15 protein-coding genes are annotated in these 15982 nt (G+C 71.9%); 9 read left to right on the top strand and 6 right to left on the bottom strand.

Annotated elements, in window-relative coordinates:
- Window positions 1–16: 16 nt before the first annotated feature.
- Entirely contained in the window at window positions 17–1570 is a 1554-nt protein-coding gene (locus ACZ58V_RS13070; RefSeq protein WP_471290037.1) for an RDD family protein, read from the bottom strand.
- Between the two features lie 229 nt (window positions 1571–1799).
- Between ACZ58V_RS13070 and ACZ58V_RS13065 the strand changes: the two genes are divergently transcribed.
- Window positions 1800–2210, top strand: coding sequence for an SsgA family sporulation/cell division regulator (locus ACZ58V_RS13065; protein WP_189723951.1), 411 nt, complete (start codon window positions 1800–1802; stop codon window positions 2208–2210).
- A gap of 11 nt (window positions 2211–2221) precedes the next feature.
- Here the strand turns inward: ACZ58V_RS13065 and ACZ58V_RS13060 are convergent, their stop codons facing one another.
- Window positions 2222–3637 carry an FAD-binding oxidoreductase gene (locus ACZ58V_RS13060; protein WP_471290036.1) on the bottom strand — a complete coding sequence of 472 codons (1416 nt, stop codon included), beginning with the start codon at window positions 3635–3637 and terminating at the stop codon, window positions 2222–2224.
- A gap of 92 nt (window positions 3638–3729) precedes the next feature.
- Here ACZ58V_RS13060 and ACZ58V_RS13055 point away from each other — a divergent pair, with 92 nt between their 5' ends.
- Window positions 3730–5190: a tetratricopeptide repeat protein gene (locus tag ACZ58V_RS13055; RefSeq protein ID WP_471290034.1), complete on the top strand. Its 1461-nt coding sequence runs from the start codon at window positions 3730–3732 to the stop codon at window positions 5188–5190.
- 50 nt (window positions 5191–5240) lie between these two features.
- Here the strand turns inward: ACZ58V_RS13055 and hppD are convergent, their stop codons facing one another.
- Window positions 5241–6386, bottom strand: a complete 1146-nt coding sequence (gene hppD, locus ACZ58V_RS13050; protein WP_468190333.1) for a 4-hydroxyphenylpyruvate dioxygenase — start codon at window positions 6384–6386, stop codon at window positions 5241–5243.
- A 123-nt stretch (window positions 6387–6509) separates the two neighbouring features.
- Here hppD and ACZ58V_RS13045 point away from each other — a divergent pair, with 123 nt between their 5' ends.
- The 7 genes from ACZ58V_RS13045 (at window position 6510) to ACZ58V_RS13015 (ending at window position 12228) form a co-directional block, all read left to right on the top strand.
- Window positions 6510–6980 (top strand): Lrp/AsnC family transcriptional regulator, encoded by a 471-nt coding sequence (locus ACZ58V_RS13045; RefSeq protein WP_382580320.1) that lies wholly within the window; start codon window positions 6510–6512, stop codon window positions 6978–6980.
- Window positions 6981–6998: 18 nt separating this feature from the next.
- Entirely contained in the window at window positions 6999–7646 is a 648-nt protein-coding gene (locus ACZ58V_RS13040) for an ABC transporter permease (protein WP_189723955.1), read from the top strand.
- On the top strand, window positions 7639–8901 hold the full coding sequence (locus ACZ58V_RS13035; protein WP_471290032.1) for a betaine/proline/choline family ABC transporter ATP-binding protein: 1263 nt from the start codon (window positions 7639–7641) through the stop codon (window positions 8899–8901). Before ACZ58V_RS13040 ends, ACZ58V_RS13035 begins: the two co-directional genes overlap by 8 nt.
- An 11-nt stretch (window positions 8902–8912) precedes the next feature.
- Complete coding sequence (locus ACZ58V_RS13030; protein WP_471290681.1) at window positions 8913–9731, top strand: ABC transporter permease; 819 nt, start codon at window positions 8913–8915, stop codon at window positions 9729–9731.
- A 746-nt stretch (window positions 9732–10477) separates the two neighbouring features.
- Window positions 10478–11404, top strand: a complete 927-nt coding sequence (locus ACZ58V_RS13025) for a glycine betaine ABC transporter substrate-binding protein (protein WP_468190535.1) — start codon at window positions 10478–10480, stop codon at window positions 11402–11404.
- A 51-nt stretch (window positions 11405–11455) separates the two neighbouring features.
- On the top strand, window positions 11456–12031 hold the full coding sequence (locus tag ACZ58V_RS13020) for an ArsR/SmtB family transcription factor (RefSeq protein WP_468190340.1): 576 nt from the start codon (window positions 11456–11458) through the stop codon (window positions 12029–12031).
- A gap of 14 nt (window positions 12032–12045) precedes the next feature.
- Window positions 12046–12228, top strand: coding sequence for a hypothetical protein (locus ACZ58V_RS13015; RefSeq protein ID WP_468190342.1), 183 nt, complete (start codon window positions 12046–12048; stop codon window positions 12226–12228).
- Here the strand turns inward: ACZ58V_RS13015 and ACZ58V_RS13010 are convergent.
- The 3 genes from ACZ58V_RS13010 to ACZ58V_RS13000 all read right to left on the bottom strand — a co-directional run bounded on the left by ACZ58V_RS13010 (window position 12225) and on the right by ACZ58V_RS13000 (window position 15834).
- Window positions 12225–13016: a S16 family serine protease gene (locus ACZ58V_RS13010; RefSeq protein ID WP_468190344.1), complete on the bottom strand. Its 792-nt coding sequence runs from the start codon at window positions 13014–13016 to the stop codon at window positions 12225–12227. The genes ACZ58V_RS13015 and ACZ58V_RS13010 overlap by 4 nt on opposite strands.
- Window positions 13017–13091: 75 nt before the next feature.
- The gene (locus ACZ58V_RS13005) at window positions 13092–13733 is read right to left on the bottom strand and encodes an IclR family transcriptional regulator (RefSeq protein WP_468190346.1); all 642 of its coding nucleotides are present in this window, start codon (window positions 13731–13733) and stop codon (window positions 13092–13094) included.
- 301 nt (window positions 13734–14034) lie between these two features.
- Complete coding sequence (locus ACZ58V_RS13000) at window positions 14035–15834, bottom strand: DEAD/DEAH box helicase (RefSeq protein WP_468190348.1); 1800 nt, start codon at window positions 15832–15834, stop codon at window positions 14035–14037.
- Window positions 15835–15982 lie beyond the last annotated feature (148 nt).

Here is a 15982-nt window from a genome sequence, read left to right as displayed (position 1 = left end):
CGGCCGTACGAGGTACTCAGCCCGCCACGAACGTATGGGCGGCCTTGTCGTGCCAGCACTGGCGCCACGGCTTGTCGAAGAGGCACCAGGCGACGCCGACGATCCCGACGACGAGCAGCCCGGGCACGCTGTAGACCAGCCAGCGGCGCAGGGCGGAGCCGAAGTCCGGGGCCTCGTGGCCCTCGATGTCCCGCACCTCGAGACCCATCAGCCTCTTGCCGAGGGTGCGGCCCCACTTGGCGGTGGGCAGCACCTCGGAGACGACACCGACGAGCAGCAGGACGGCCACGATGATGCCGAGGTAGACCGACGTGGTGCCGTCGAGCAGCCAGACCGTGACGGTCTCGCCGGAGAGCTTGGCCGCGTCGATCTTCTCGTTGACGTGGTCGATCGCCATGGTGCCGAGCGGTACGGCGGCCGCGGCGGTGACGCCCAGGAGGACGACGGTGTCCAGCAATCGGGCGGCCAGGCGCTTGCCGAGCCCGGCGGGGCGGGCCTCGGCCTGGCGCCGGGCGGCCGCCTGGAAGAAGTCCTCGGTCGGCGGCTTCCAGGGCGCGACGGGCTGCTCGTCGCCGGTTCCGGCGAGCCGGTGCACCTGCTGCGCCCAGGACGACTGACCCCCGCCCGGGCCCGCGCTGAGGGGGGTGGCTCCCTGCTGGGGTCCGCCGGACTGCGGGGGAACGGTGGGGGCCGCCTGGGGCCCGGACAGCGCCGTCGGGGCGGCCGCGGAGGACTGGGCTCCCGCCTGCGCGGCGGCGGCCCGGGCGGCGGCCGCCTTGCCGGCACCGAAGCCGGACGACCCCGCGTTGGCCCCGGGACCGGCCGCCCCGGGCTGCGCGCCGAAGGCGGGCCCCGCCGGGCCACCGCCGGCCGGCCCGAAGCCCCCGGCCCCCGCACCACCGTCGGAGGCCGCCGGACCGCCCTGCGCGCCGGAACCAGGCGCCGGGCTCCCCGTGCCCTGGCGCGGCGAGACCGCGCGGAACGTCATCGTGCCCTCGTCGGGAACGTCGGCGGATGCCGCCGCCCCGCCCCCGGACTTCCCCGTCGGGCGGCGGAAGACGAAGGTGCTGCCGGCTGCCGCGGCGTCCGCCTGCCGGCCGCCGGACTCGCCGTCCGGCCCGCGGTCGGCGTGCGGCCCCCGGTCGGCGTGCGGCACTCTGGGGTCGGACCCCGGCGCGGCGGCGGCCCCTTGTGCTCCCTGCGGGGCGCCCCATGAGACGCGGCGGTCCTGGTCGCCGCCGAAGCCGGACTGGCGGGAGCGGTCGGCGCCCCAGGCGGTCGCGGGTTCGGGACGACTGCCGTGCTGGGCGTCGGCGGCCGACGGCTCCTGGGCGGGGTCGGCCGGGTCCTCGTCGAAGAAGTGCGGGCCGGTCTCCTCGACCGAGGCGGCGGAGCCGGACCCCGCACCGGGCGGCGGCGCGAGCGTCTCGCCGTCCTTGGGCGCCGGACGGCTGGTGCCCGGCACCCAGGAGGCACCGTTCCAGTACCGGACATATCCAGGAATGGACGGGTCCGGGTAATACCCTTCGCGGGGCCGGTCGTCACCGGGGGCCGGGGTTGGGGCGCTCATGTCCGTCGGTCCCGTATCTGCTCGGGGGTCAACTGGGGGCCTCCACATCTATCAGACGAGCGCAAGCCCCACGGCCGCTCCCACCGGACCCACCCCATTCGAGCACCGATGTGCTACGCGGCGAAAAAGCGAAAAAACTTCCGGCAAGCCGCGTAATGCGGACGCCCCCACCCGCTCTCCCTCCCTGACCGGCCCTCACGGGCAGCCGTCAGGAGAAGGGAAGACCGCTATGCACACCGTTGTGGAGCGGGAGCTGGAGCTGAGACTCGTCCTGTCGCCGGAGCGCAGGATCCCGGTGCCGGCCCGGCTCGGGTATCTCACCGACGATCCGTACGCCGTCCACGTCACCTTCCACATCGACACCCAGCACCCGGTGCACTGGACGTTCGCCCGCGAGCTGCTCGTGGAGGGCGTGTTCCGGCCGTGCGGGCAGGGGGACGTGCGGGTGTGGCCGGCGAAGTCCGAGGGGCGCGGCGTCGTGCTGATGGGACTGAGTTCACCCGACGGGGACGCCCTGCTGGAGGCCCCGGCGGCCCAGGTGTCGGCGTGGCTGGAGCGCACGCTGCGGGTGGTTCCGCCGGGGGCGGAGGGTGAACAGCTCGGTCTCGACGACGAGCTGGACCAGTTGCTCGCCCAGTGAGAGGGGGCGGGTCAGAACAGCTTGCCCGGGTTGAGGATGCCCAGCGGGTCGAAGGCCTGCTTGACGGCCCGCTGCATCTCCAGCCCGACGGGGCCGATCTCGCGCGCCAGCCACTCCTTCTTCAGGACGCCGACGCCGTGCTCGCCGGTGATGGTGCCGCCGAGTTCCAGGCCGAGGGCCATGATCTCGTCGAAGGACTCGCGGGCGCGCCGGGACTCGTCGGGGTCCGCCGCGTCGAAACACACGGTCGGGTGGGTGTTGCCGTCGCCCGCATGGGCGACGACCCCGATGGTGAGCCGGTACTTCTCGGCGATCCGGTCGACCCCTTCGAGCATCTCTGCGAGCCGGGAGCGGGGCACGCACACATCGTCGATCATCGTCACGCCCTTGACGGCCTCCAGCGCGGTGAGCGACAGCCGCCGCGCCTGGAGCAGCAGTTCGGACTCGGCCACGTCGTCGGCCGGTACGACCTGGGTGGCGCCGGCGGCCTCGCACAGCGCGCCGACGGCGGCGAGGTCGGCGGCCGGGGCCGTGGTGTCGAACGCGGCCAGGAGCAGCGCTTCCGTGCTCTCCGGCAGGCCCATCTGCGCCAGGTCGTTGACGGCCTTGACCGTCGTACGGTCCATGAGTTCGAGGAGTGACGGGACGTGGCCGCCCTCCATGACACGGCACACGGCGTCGCAGGCGGCGGCAGCGGAGGAGAACTCGGCGGCCAGCACCAGCTGCTCGGGCGGCTTGGGGCGCAGCCCGAGGACGGCCCGTACGACGATGCCGAGCGAGCCCTCGGAGCCGACGAACAGCCGGGTGAGGTCGTACCCGGCGACGCCCTTGGCGGTGCGGCGGCCGGTGGACATGAGCCGCCCGTCGGCCAGCACGACGTCCAGGCCGAGGACGTACTCGGCGGTCACGCCGTACTTCACGCAGCACAGGCCGCCCGAGGCCGTGCCGATGTTGCCGCCGATGGTGCACATCTCCCAGCTGGAGGGGTCCGGCGGGTAGTACAGGCCGTGTTCGCCGACGGCCCGGGACAGGGCGGCGTTGATCACGCCGGGCTCGACGACGGCGATGCGGTCGACCGGGTTGATCTCCAGGATCCGGTCCATCTTCGTCAGGGAGAGCACGATGCAGCCGTCGGAGGCGTTCGCGGCTCCGGACAGTCCGGTGCGGGCGCCCTGCGGGACGACCGGGACGCGCAGGGCGGTGGCGGTGCGCATCACGTGCTGGACCTGCTCGGTCGTACGGGGCAGCACGACCACGGCCGGGGTGCCGGCCGGGCAGAAGCTCGCCATGTCGTTGGCGTAGGAGGCCGTGACATCGGAGTCGGTGAGAACCGCGTCGGCGGGGAGGCCGCCGAGCAGGAGGTCGACCAGGTTGCCCGTCGTTTCGGTGTCCTCGGGGCTGCGCGCTTCGATACGGCTCATGATCACAGGTTCGCACCCGGGGCCATCGGTGTGAACCCCGTCCGCGGCACCCTTCGCCTGCCCGGGTGTGGTCGTCGTACTGACGCACAGTGAGCGCCATGGAGAACCATCAGGAGGGCCCGGAGCGACAGGAGAGCAGGAGTTCGAAACACCCCTTTCGCAGCCGGCGGGTGCGGCGTCGGCATGTGCTGATCGCGTCCGTCGCGGGATGTGCCGTGCTCGGCGGGGTGCTGGTGCTGGTGCCGTGGGACCGGCCCGCCCCGCCCGCTCCGCCGTCGCCCGGGGCGCAGGCCATGGCGGCGGTCGCCCGCGGCGTGCCGGCCGCGCTGCCCGGCCTGGCGGAGCTGATCGACACGCGGGAGAAGCGGCTGCGGACGCACCCGAAGGACGCGCGGTCCTGGGCGGTGCTCGGTGGCGCCTATGTGGAGCAGGGGCGGCGGCTGGCGGACCCGGCGTACTACCCGCGTGCCGAGAAGGCGCTGCGTACGTCGCTGAAGGTGCGGCCGAAGCGGAACGCCCGTGCCCTGGCCGGTCTCGCGGCGCTGGCCAACGCCCGCCGGGATTTCCCCGCCGCACGCCAGTGGGGTGAGGCGGCGCTGAAGCTCCAGCCGCGGCGCTGGACGACGTATCCGCTGCTCATCGACGCCTACACCGGGCTGGGCGCGCACCAGGCGGCCGAGCGGGCGCTGGACCGGCTGACGGAGCTGCGCTCCGGGCCCGCCGTGCTGGCGCGGGCCGCCGCCGTCTACCGGGACCACGGCCGGCGGGAGGACGCGGCGGCCTCGCTGGCGGACGCGGCGGCGGCCGCGCGGGCCCCGGCCGAGCGGGCGGCCTATCTGGAGCGGGCCGGGCAGCTGGCCTGGGAGCGCGGGGACCTCGAGGACGCGCTGCGGCACTTCCAGGAGGCGGTGCGTCTCGACCCGGACCAGCGGGCCGCGCAGGCCGGGCAGGGCCGGGCGCTGGCGGCCCTGGGCCGGACGACGGAGGCGCTGAACGCCTACCGGGTGGCGCTCGCCAAGCAGCCGTGTCCGCAGTACGCCCTGGAGCTGGGCGAGTTGTACGAGTCGCTGGAGATGCCGGAGGCGGCCCGGGTGCAGTACGACCTGCTGCGGGAGGGGGTGCGCGAGGCGACCGCGGCCGGTGCCGACGAGGAGCTGGTGCTGGGGCAGTTCGAGGCGGACCACGGCGATCCGAAGGCCGCGGTACGGCGGTTGCGCGCGGAGTGGCAGCGGCAGCCGGGGACGGCGGTGGCCGACGCGCTGGGGTGGGCGCTGCACCGGGCCGGGGAGCATGAGGAGGCGCTGGCGTTCGCGGTGCGGGCGACGGAGGAGAAGCACTCGGGCGGGGTGCGCAGCGCGGCGTACATGTATCACCGCGGCATGATCGAGCGAGAGCTGGAGCGGTACGGGCCGGCCCGGCGGCACCTCGCGGAGGCACTGCGGATCAACCCGCACTTCTCGCCGCTGCAGGTGCCCGCGGCGCGGGCGGCGATGGAGGCGCTGGGTGAGCCGCCGGACACGGAGGTGCCGGTGATGGGCCCGGAGCCGGAAGGGGAATGAGAGGGTGCGGGTGCCCCGTGACACCCGCACCGTCTCAGGGGGCGATCGGGCTACAGGTTGCCGCGGCGGGCCTGCTCGCGTTCGATCGCCTCGAAGAGGGCCTTGAAGTTGCCCTTGCCGAAGCCCATCGAGCCGTGGCGCTCGATGATCTCGAAGAAGACGGTCGGACGGTCCTGGACCGGCTTGGTGAAGATCTGCAGCAGGTAGCCGTCCTCGTCGCGGTCGGCGAGGATCTTCAGCTCGCGCAGGGTGTCGATCGGGACGCGGGTCTCGCCGACCCACTCCCCCAGGGTGTCGTAGTAGGAGTCGGGCGTGTTCAGGAACTCGACGCCGGCCGTGCGCATGGTGCGGACCGTCTGCACGATGTCGTTGGTGTTGAGCGCGATGTGCTGCACACCCGCGCCGCCGTAGAACTCCAGGTACTCGTCGATCTGGGACTTCTTCTTGGCGATGGCCGGCTCGTTGATCGGGAACTTGACCTTGAGCGTGCCGTCGGCGACGACCTTCGACATCAGCGCGCTGTACTCGGTGGCGATGTCGTCGCCCACGAACTCCTTCATGTTCGTGAAGCCCATGACCTTGTTGTAGAAGCCGACCCACTCGTTCATCCGGCCGAGCTCGACGTTGCCGACGCAGTGGTCGATCGCCTGGAAGGTGCGCTGGGCGGGCGGTTCGACCATCGGCTGGGCCGCCACATAGCCGGGCAGATAGGGGCCGTCGTAGCCGGAGCGCTCGACGAGGGTGTGGCGGGTCTCGCCGTAGGTGGCGATGGCGGCCAGGACGACGGTGCCGTGCTCGTCCTTGCGCTCGTACGGCTCGGCGATCGAGCGGGCGCCGTGCTCGAGCGCGTAGGCGTACGCGGCCCGCGCGTCCGGGACCTCGATGGCGAGGTCGACGACACCGTCGCCGTGCTCGGCCACGTGCTTGGCGAGGAAGTGGCCCCAGTCGCTCGTGGGCTTGATGACCGAGGTGAGGACGAAGCGGGCGGAGCCGTTCTCCAGGACGTACGCAGCGGTCTCGCGGCTGCCGTTCTCCGGTCCGGAGTAGGCGACCAGCTTCATGCCGAAGGCGGTGGAGTAGTAGTGCGCCGCCTGCTTGGCGTTGCCCACGGCGAAGACGACCGCGTCCATTCCCTTGACCGGGAAGGGGTCGGCCTGCCGGGCGGTGTCGGGAGTGTGGTGTGTGGTCTGCGTCATAGCCGCAGGGTCTCCCCGCTCGGCAAGGTGCGCAATAGTTTGCGTTTCCGCTGGGCAATCTGTTCAGCAATAGGGCCGTGGCACCGGCCTTTCTGTACAGGATGACCACCTCGGGAGGCTGCTGTGGCGATCGATCATCTGGACGGCCGGATCATCCTGCTGCTGGCCCGGGAGCCGCGGATCGGGGTGCTGGAGATGTCCCGGCGGCTGGGGGTGGCCCGGGGCACGGCGCAGGCCCGGCTGGACCGGCTTCAGTCGAACGGAGTCATCCGCGGCTTTGGTCCGGAGGTGGATCCGGCGGCGCTCGGCTACCCGGTCACGGCGTTCGCGACGCTCCAGATCCGGCAGGGCCAAGGAGCCGACGTACGGGCCCACTTGGCGACCGTGCCGGAGGTGCTGGAGCTGCACACCACCACCGGCAGCGGGGACATGATGTGCCGCCTCGTGGCCCGCTCCAACGCCGATCTCCAGCGTGTGATCGACCGGGTCGTCGGTTTTGATGGCATCGTCCGGGCCTCCACGGCGATCGTCATGGAGAACCCCGTTCCGCTGCGGATCATCCCGCTGGTGGAGCAGGCAGCGGAGGAGACCTGAGTCGTGGGGTGAGCGCGTGTGAACTTCCTGGAGTATCTGGGCAACCAGAAAGAACAGCTGCTCACGGACGCCTACCAGCACGCGAGCGTCGTCTTCCAGTGCATGGTCGTGGCGACCGTGATCGGGGTGCTGATCGCCGTCGTCACCTACGGCAGCGAGTGGTCCGGGAACCTCGCGACCACGACCACCGCCACCATCCTGACCGTCCCGGCACTGGCCCTGATCGGTCTGCTCATCCCGATCGTGGGTCTCGGCGTGCCGCCCACGGTGATCGCCCTGACGCTGTACGGACTGCTGCCGGTCGTCCGCAACGGGATCGTCGGCCTGCGCGGGGTCGACCCGTCACTGGTGGACGCGGCCACGGGCATCGGGATGTCCCGGTCGGCCCGGCTGCTGCGGATCGAGCTGCCGCTGGCCTGGCCGCCGATCCTGACCGGGATCCGGGTCTCGACCCAGATGCTGATGGGCATCGCGGCCATCGCGGCGTACGCCTCCGGCCCTGGCCTCGGCAACGTCATCTTCCGCGGCCTGGCCTCGCTGGGCAGCGCGAACGCGCTCAACCAGGTCCTCGCGGGCACGCTCGGCATCATCGTCCTGGCGTTGCTGTTCGACGCCGCGTACGTCCTGATCGGGCGGCTGACCATTCCCAGGGGGATCCGTGCCTGAGTCCGGCGACCACGGGGCCTCCATCGAGCTGGAGGGCCTGACCAAGCGGTTCCCCGGCAGCGCGCAGCCGGCCGTGGACAACGTGAGCATGGAGATCAAGGCGGGCGAGGTCGTCATCTTCGTCGGCCCCTCGGGCTGCGGTAAGTCGACCACCCTCAAGATGATCAACAGGTTGATCGAGCCGACCGGCGGCCGGATCCGCATCAACGGTGAGGACGTCACCGACATGGACCCGGTCAAGCTGCGCCGCCAGGTCGGCTACGCGATCCAGTCGGCCGGTCTCTTCCCGCACATGACGGTCGCGCAGAACATCGCCCTCGTGCCGAAGATGATCGGCTGGTCGAAGGCCCGGATCAAGGAGCGGACCGAGGAACTCCTCGACCTGGTGGGCCTCGACCCCGGCGAGTTCCACGGCCGCTACCCGCGTCAGCTCTCGGGCGGTCAGCAGCAGCGCGTGGGCGTGGCGAGGGCGCTGGCCGCCGATCCCCCGGTGCTGCTGATGGACGAGCCGTTCGGGGCGGTGGACCCGATCACCCGCGACCATCTCCAGGACGAGCTGATCCGGCTGCAGCACGAGCTGCACAAGACGATCGTCTTCGTCACCCACGACTTCGACGAGGCGATCAAGATCGGCGACCGGATCGCCGTCCTGCGCGAGCGGTCCCACATCGCCCAGTTCGACACCCCGGAGGCCATCCTCACCAACCCGGCGGACGACTTCGTGTCCGGGTTCGTGGGTGCCGGGGCGGCGCTGAAGCGGCTGAACCTGACCCGCGTACGGGACGTGGAGGTCACCGACTATCCGACCGTCACGATCGACGACCCGTTGCAGCAGATCTTCAACCGGCTGCGGGCCGGCGGCACCAACGAGGTCCTGCTGCTCGACCGGCGCGGCCGCCCCTACAAGTGGCTGAGGCGGGGTGACCTGATGCGGGCCCGGGGCTCGCTGGCCCGGGCCGGGACGCTGGTGCACGACACGGTCACCCGGGACGCGACGCTGCGGGACGCGCTGGAGGCGGTGCTCACCGACAACGCGGGGCGGGTGGCGGTGACCGGGCGGCACGGCGAGTACACGGGTGTCGTCGACATGGAGACGCTCATCAACTCCGTGCACGAGATGCTGGAGGCCGACCGGCTCGACGCGCTGGAGCACCAGCACGAACTGGAGTCGCTGCGGGCCTCGCAGACGCACGCGGAGCAGGAGGGCGGCGGCGTCGCGGGCGTGGTCGGCCTCGGCGGGGAGCGGCAGGCGTGACCGCGCCCGAGGTGCAGGACGTTCCGTCCGAGCCGGCGGTCTCGGAGAAGACCGAGGAGAAGGCCGAGGCGCCCCGGACGCCACCGGCTCCCCGGCCCGCACGCATCAGCTGGCAGAAGCTGACCGTCCTGCCCACCGCCCTGGTGGCCCTGCTGCTCGCCACCTGGCTCTGGTTCGTGCAGGCCGACCTGGACGCGCTCTCCCGGAACGCCCTGTCGGGCGGCCAGGTCTCCAAGGCCCTGTGGCAGCACATCCAGCTGACCGTGATCTCCACGTTCTTCGTGCTGATCATCGCGATCCCGCTGGGCATCCTGCTGACCCGCGGGGCGTTCAGCAGGGCCACGCCGGTGGCGATGGCGTTCGCCAACATGGGCCAGGCGACCCCGGCGATCGGCCTGCTGGCCCTCCTCGTCATCTGGCTGGGCATCGGCCGCAGGGCCGCCCTGATCAGCATGATCATCTACGCCATCCTGCCCGTGCTGTCGAACACGATCACCGGCCTGAAGGCGAACGATCCGACCCTGCTGGAGGCGGCCCGCGGCATCGGCATGTCCCCCCTGGGCGTGCTGCGCCGGGTCGAACTGCCACTGGCCGTCCCCCTGATCCTCGCGGGTGTCCGTACGGCCCTGGTCCTCAACGTCGGCACGGCGACCCTTGCGGTCTTCGGCGGGGGCGGCGGCCTCGGCGTACTGATCACGACCGGCATCACCAACCAGCGGATGCCGGTGCTGGTACTCGGCTCGATCCTCACGGTGGCGCTGGCGCTGCTGGTGGACTGGCTGGCGTCGATCGCGGAGCTGCTGCTGCGGCCCAGGGGGTTGCAGTCGTGAGGGGGCGTGGGTGGGTGAGGGTGCGGTGGTGGGGTGGCTCGCGGGCCGTGCCGGGGGTGGGGTGGTGGGGTGGCTTGCGGGCCGTGCCGGGGGTGGGGTGGTGGGGTGGCTTGCGGGCCGTGCCGGGGGTGGGGTGGCTGGGGTGGGGCGGCTTCCCTGTGGTGTCGACAGCGGGGTGGCTGGCGCGGGGCGGAGTCTTCGCACTGTCGGCAGCGGGGCGGCGGGCGAGGGGTGGCGTCCCTGTGGTGTCGACAGCGGGGCGGCTGGCGCGGGGCGGAGTTCCCGCACTGCCGACGGCGGGGCGGCGGGCGAGGGGTGGCGCCCCTGTGGTGTCGACAGCGGGGCGGCTGGCGCGGGACGGCGCCCCCACACTGCCGACGGCGGGGCGGCGGGCGAGGGGTGACGTACGCGCCCTGCCGACAGCGGGGCAGCCGGCGCGGGACGGCGTCCCCACACTGCCGACAGCGGGGCAGCCGGCGCGGGACGGCGTCCCCACACTGCCGACGGCGGGGCTGCGGTCGAGGGGTGACGTACGCGCCCTGCCGACAGCGGGGCAGCCGGCGCGGGACGGCGTCCCCACACTGCCGACGGCGGGGCTGCGGTCGTGGAGTGGCGTACGCGCCCTGCGGGCGGCGGGGCAGCCGGCGCGGGACGGTATCCCCACCCGCCCGACGGCGGACCTGCCGCCACAGGACGGCGTACGTGCCCTGCCGGCGGCGAGGCTGCTGGTGGCAGCCGGGCTGCTGATGGCGGTCTCCGGCTGTGGGCTGACCAGTGGCTCCCCCATGACCGATGACGTGAAGCCGGGCTCGATCGGGCGGGGTGAGCCGCTGAAGGGGGCACAGCTGACGGTGACGTCGAAGTCGTTCACCGAGCAGCTGATCCTCGGCTCGATCATGGGCATCGCGTTCGAGGCGGCCGGTGCGGAGGTGATCGACCGCACCGGCATCCAGGGCTCCATCGGCAGCCGCGAGGCCGTCCGGAAGGGCGACGCGGACGCCGGGTACGAGTACACGGGCACGGCCTGGATCACGTACCTCGGCAACAGCAAGCCCATCCCCGACCCGCGCGAGCAGTGGGAGGCGGTGCGCAAGGACGACGCCCGCAACGGGGTGACCTGGCTGCAGCCCGCGGAACTCAACAACACCTACGCGCTGGCGATGAACCAGGAGAACGCGAAGAAGTACGGCACGAAGACCCTGTCGGACGTGGCGAAACTGGCGAAGTCCGACCCCGGGGCGGTGTCGCTGTGCGTGGAGGTCGAGTTCGCCAACCGGGCGGACGGACTGCCGGGCATGCAGAAGGCGTACGGCATGAACGTACCGGCCCGGGACATCACGCAGATGGACACCGGGATCATCTACACCCAGGCGGCGAAGGGGAGTTGCGCCTACGGGGAGGTGTACACCACCGACGGGCGCATCAACTCGATGAACCTCGCCGTGATGGACGACGACCAGAAGTTCTTCCCCAACTACAACGCCGCCCCGATGATCAACACGAAGACGTTGAAGGAGTGGCCGGCCATCGCGGGCGTGCTCGACCCGGTCACGGCGAAGCTGGACAACGCGGTGGCGCGGAAGCTGAACGCGAAGGTGGATGTGGACGGGGAGGATCCGCACCAGGTGGCGCTGGACTGGATGGTGGAGGAGGGGTTCGTCAAGGAGGGGTGACTTACAAAGAGACCGTTGCAAAGAAGGCTTTGCAACGTTACCTTTGCATGCATGCCCGAAGAACCGACTCCCCGTTTGCTCGACGCCCGCTCGCTCCGTGGTTTGGCGCATCCCCTGCGGATGCAGCTGCTGACCGCGCTGCGCCGCGGCGGACCCGCGACCGCCTCCCAACTGGCGGAGAAACTGGGCGAGTCGAGCGGCGCGACCAGCTACCACCTACGGCAGCTCGCCGCGCACGGCTTCGTCGCGGACGACCCGGAGCGCGGCAAGGGACGGGAGCGCTGGTGGAAGGCGGTGGACCGGGGCGTCCAGCTCGACGAGACCCTGATCAAGGACCCGGACCCCGCCGTACGCGGAGCCGTCGCCCTGTTCCGCTACGAACTCGCGAACGTGCACACCCGAGAGGTGGCCACCTGGCTCGGCAACACGAGTGAGTGGGACGAGGAATGGGACGGCGCCACCGATCTCAGCGACTTCACCCTGCGCCTCACCCCAGAACTCGCCCGTGAGCTGGTCGGCAAGATGCACGACCTGGTCCAGAGCTACCGACCCCTGCCCGAGGGCACCCCGGACGCGGAAACAGTGCGCGTCCACACGCACGTCTTCCCCAGCCGGACGAAGCTGTGAAAGGCCACTACCCGATGCACCCGGACATCCATCTCCCCCTGCACCACGCCCGCGCCGCCGAACTCCGAGCCGAGGCCGGAGCCCCCAGGCCCGACAGATCCAGGCAGGCTCACCACCTGCGCGCCCGTCTCGGCTGGACCCTCGTAGAGGTCGGGTTGCGTCTCGCGACCCGGCCGGGGGCAGCCGCGGCCCACTAACAGCTGGGCACGGACCCCTTCCCCGTCTCCAGGGCCACCAGGGAACTCACCGTGCTCTTCAGCGTGGTCACCGGGACCAGCCGAAGGCCCTTCGGCAGCTCGGCCCGCGCATCCCCGCACTCCGCCTTCGGGACCAGGAACACGGTCGCGCCGTCACGCCGCGCGGCCTGCGTCTTGAGGGCGACACCCCCCACCGCACCGATCGTGCCGTCCGCGGCGATCGTGCCCGTACCGGCGATGACACGGCCCCCGGTGAGATCCCCGCCGCTGCCGTCGCCGTCGAGCTTGTCGATGATCCCCAGGGAGAACAGCAGCCCCGCGCTGGGCCCGCCCACGTCGGCGAGCTTCAGGCTCACCTTGACGTCCTTGGCGTTCAGGCCGAGGTAGCCCAGCGCGGCCTGCGTCGCCGCGTCCTGGGACTCCTTCATCTGCTCCTCGTTGTGCCGCTCGATCTCCTTGACGCTGTCCCCGTCCGGATAGACGGCGTCGCGCGGCATGACCGCCTGGTCGGTGCGGAACCAGCCGTCGATGACGTCGGGGAGCGAGACGCGGGTGTCCGGGGAGGTCGCCTCGATGGTCGTCATGCGCAGCTGCCCGCGGGTGTCCCGGGCCGGTGCGCCCGAGATGGTGATCACCTCGGCGCCCTTGTTCTCCCCGAGTACGTTCGCCGTCATCCCCGGCTGCGCCACCGAGAACGGCAGGGGCGCGAACACCGCCGTGGCGAACAGGGCGGCGACGGGCAGGGCACAGACGGCGATGGCCCGGGGGCGCGTGAGGCGAGAGAACACGGGATCAATCTAACTCGGGGGTGGGATCCGGCCCGGATCAGGTCGTCCGGACCCTGCCCGGGGACACGGCAGAGGTCAGCGCAACGCGTCCGCGACCTCCCGCGCCGCCTCGACGACCCGCTCCCCCACCCGCTCCGGCACCACGTCCGCCAGCATCACCACACCCACACTGCCCTCGACGCCCGTCACACCCAGCAGCGGCGCCGCCGCCCCGCACGCGCCCGCCTCCAGCTCCCCGTGCGTGAGGGTGTAGCCCGGGTCCGCCATCGGGCGCTGCCGGGCCGCGAGGATCGCCTTGCCGGCCGCGCCCCGGTCCAGGGCGTGCCGGAATCCGGCCCGGTAGGCGACGTGGTAGTCCGTCCAGGTCGGCTCCACCACGGCCACGGCGAGCGCGTCCGCCCCGTCGACCAGGGTCAGGTGGGCCGTGGCGCCGATGTCCTCGGCCAGCGACCGCAGCGCCGGCATCGCGGCCTCCCGCACCAGCGGATGGACCTGCCGCCCCAGACCCAGCACGCCGAGCCCGACGCGGGCACGTCCGCCCAGGTCACGGCGTATGAGAGCGTGCTGTTCCAGTGTGGCGAGCAACCGGTACACCACGGTCCGGTTCACGCCCAGCCGGACGGAGAGCTCGGTCACGGTCAGTCCGTGGTCCGTGTCGGCGAGCAGCTTGAGGACACGCAGTCCCCGGTCGAGCGTCTGGGAGGTCTCCGCGGTCACGACGCCCACTCCTTAGTGGTGAGGTCGGCGGCCCTCTGGCGGCTGGTGCGTCACCGAGTCCCGTCGGCAACGCGCTTCAGGGGCCGCCGATCGGCCGGCGGCCCGGCCAGTCCGGACCGCGTCGCTTCACGGCTGCGCTCCGCGGCGGCGCTGCCACGGGGCGTATGCGTAGCCGGACAGTAGCGGGGCGGGTTCGCTGAGCGGAAGGCTCCGTCCAGAATCCGGGCATGTTCCGGGGGCGAGTGACTCCGTTTGCCCGGGTACGTACGACACGGGACCTGTCCCGCGGCCGCACCCGGCGTCACTTCATCCGGGTCGCCCACTCCTGCACCTTGGCGATCCGCTGCCGCAGCTGCCCCGCCGTCGCCTCCGCCGCCGGAGGCCCCCCGCACACGCGCCGCAGCTCCGTGTGGATCACCCCGTGCGGCTTGCCGCTCTGGTGGACGTACGCGCCGACCAGCCCGTTGAGCTGCCGCCGCAGCTCCATCATCTCCTTGTGGGAGACCACCGGCCGCCGCTCGGCGGGCATTTCGAGCAGGTCGGCCTCCTCGTCCGGCTTCTTGCGGCTGTGCGCGATCTGCCGGGCCTGCCGCTTCTGGAGCAGCAACTGGACCTGGTCGGGCTCCAGGAGACCCGGGATCCCGAGGTAGTCCTGCTCCTCCTCGCTCCCCGGGTGGGCCTGCATGCCGAACTCGGCGCCGTTGTACATGACCCGGTCGAAGACGGCCTCGGACTCCAGCGCCTCGAAGGAGAACTGCTCCTGCTCGCCGGTGTCCTCGTCCTGCTCCTTGTTCGCCTCGTCCATCTCCTTCTCGGACTCGGCGTAGGGGTCCTCCTCACCCTGCTTCTTGGGCTTATCGAGGACGTGGTCGCGCTCGCGCTCCATCTCGTTGGCGAAGGAGAGCAGGTCGGGCACGGTCGGCAGGAACACGGAGGCCGTCTCGCCGCGTCGCCGGGAGCGCACGAAACGGCCCACGGCCTGGGCGAAGAAGAGGGGCGTCGAGATGGTCGTGGCGTACACGCCCACCGCGAGCCGGGGCACGTCGACACCTTCGGACACCATGCGCACCGCGACCATCCAGCGGTCGTTGCTGGCGCTGAACTCGTCGATGTTCTTGGACGCGCCGGTGTCGTCGGACAGCACGAGGGTCGCCTTGCTGCCGGTGATCTCACGGATCAGCTTGGCGTAGGCGCGGGCGGAGTCCTGGTCCGCGGCGATGACGAGCGCACCCGCGTCCGGGATGGCCTTGCGCACCTCGGTCAGCCGCTGGTCGGCGGCGCGCAGCACGGAGGGCATCCACTCGCCGCGCGGATCGAGTGCGGTCCGCCAGGCCTGGCTGATGGCGTCCTTGGTCATCGGCTCGCCCAGCCGCGCCGCGATCTCGTCGCCGGCCTTGGTGCGCCAGCGCATGTTGCCGCTGTAGGAGAGGAAGATGACGGGCCGCACGACGTTGTCGGCGAGGGCGTTGCCGTAGCCGTAGGTGTAGTCGGCGGCGGACCGCCTGATCCCGTCGTTCCCCTCCTCGTACGTCACGAAGGGGATGGGGTTGGTGTCGGACCGGAAGGGCGTGCCCGTCAGGGCGAGCCGTCGGGTGGCGGGCTCGAAGGCCTCCAGGCACGCCTCGCCCCAGGACTTGCTGTCACCGGCGTGGTGGATCTCGTCGAGGATGACGAGGGTCTTGCGCTGCTCGACCCGGTTGCGGTGCAGCATGGGCCGCACACCGACACCGGCGTACGTCACGGCGATCCCGTGGTAGTCCTTGCCGAGCGGCCCCGCGCTGTACTCGGGATCCAGCTTGATGCCGATCCGCGCGGCCGCCTCCGCCCACTGCTTCTTCAGGTGCTCGGTGGGCGCGACGACGGTGACCTGCTGGACGACGTGGTGGTGCAGCATCCAGGAGGCCAGCGTCAGCGCGAAGGTCGTCTTGCCGGCGCCGGGGGTGGCGACCGCCAGGAAGTCCCGCGGCTGCTCCTGGATGTACTTCTCCATCGCGCCCTCCTGCCAGGCGCGCAGCTTGCTGGCGGTACCCCAGGGGGCGCGGCCGGGGAACGCCGGGGACAGGTGGTGCGAGGCAGAACTGGTGCCGGCGGTGGTAGTCACGGTCTCCGTAAGGGGGTCGGGCGGCTCGTGCGAGCGAGCCAAACGGCTCGGCTACGTATGACAACCGGGCCACCCTACCGGCGGCCCGACCCCGTCAATGCGCGGACAAGCCCGGACCACCCACGGGTGGGATCCACGTCACAGCCCC

Source organism: Streptomyces sp. NPDC040589, assembly GCF_055594445.1.
The sequence above is the reverse complement of the archived record's forward strand: the minus strand, read 5'-3'. Positions and strand labels throughout refer to the sequence as shown.

What these genes read in the sequence shown, in the direction of transcription:
- ACZ58V_RS13070 (WP_471290037.1), bottom strand. Translation starts at nt 1,570, where the DNA reads ATGAGCGCCCCAACCCCGGCCCCCGGTGACGACCGGCCCCGCGAAGGG.
- ACZ58V_RS13065 (WP_189723951.1), top strand. Translation starts at nt 1,800, where the DNA reads ATGCACACCGTTGTGGAGCGGGAGCTGGAGCTGAGACTCGTCCTGTCG.
- ACZ58V_RS13055 (WP_471290034.1), top strand. Translation starts at nt 3,730, where the DNA reads ATGGAGAACCATCAGGAGGGCCCGGAGCGACAGGAGAGCAGGAGTTCG.
- hppD (WP_468190333.1), bottom strand. Translation starts at nt 6,386, where the DNA reads ATGACGCAGACCACACACCACACTCCCGACACCGCCCGGCAGGCCGAC.
- ACZ58V_RS13025 (WP_468190535.1), top strand. Translation starts at nt 10,478, where the DNA reads ATGGCGGTCTCCGGCTGTGGGCTGACCAGTGGCTCCCCCATGACCGAT.
- ACZ58V_RS13020 (WP_468190340.1), top strand. Translation starts at nt 11,456, where the DNA reads ATGCCCGAAGAACCGACTCCCCGTTTGCTCGACGCCCGCTCGCTCCGT.
- ACZ58V_RS13015 (WP_468190342.1), top strand. Translation starts at nt 12,046, where the DNA reads ATGCACCCGGACATCCATCTCCCCCTGCACCACGCCCGCGCCGCCGAA.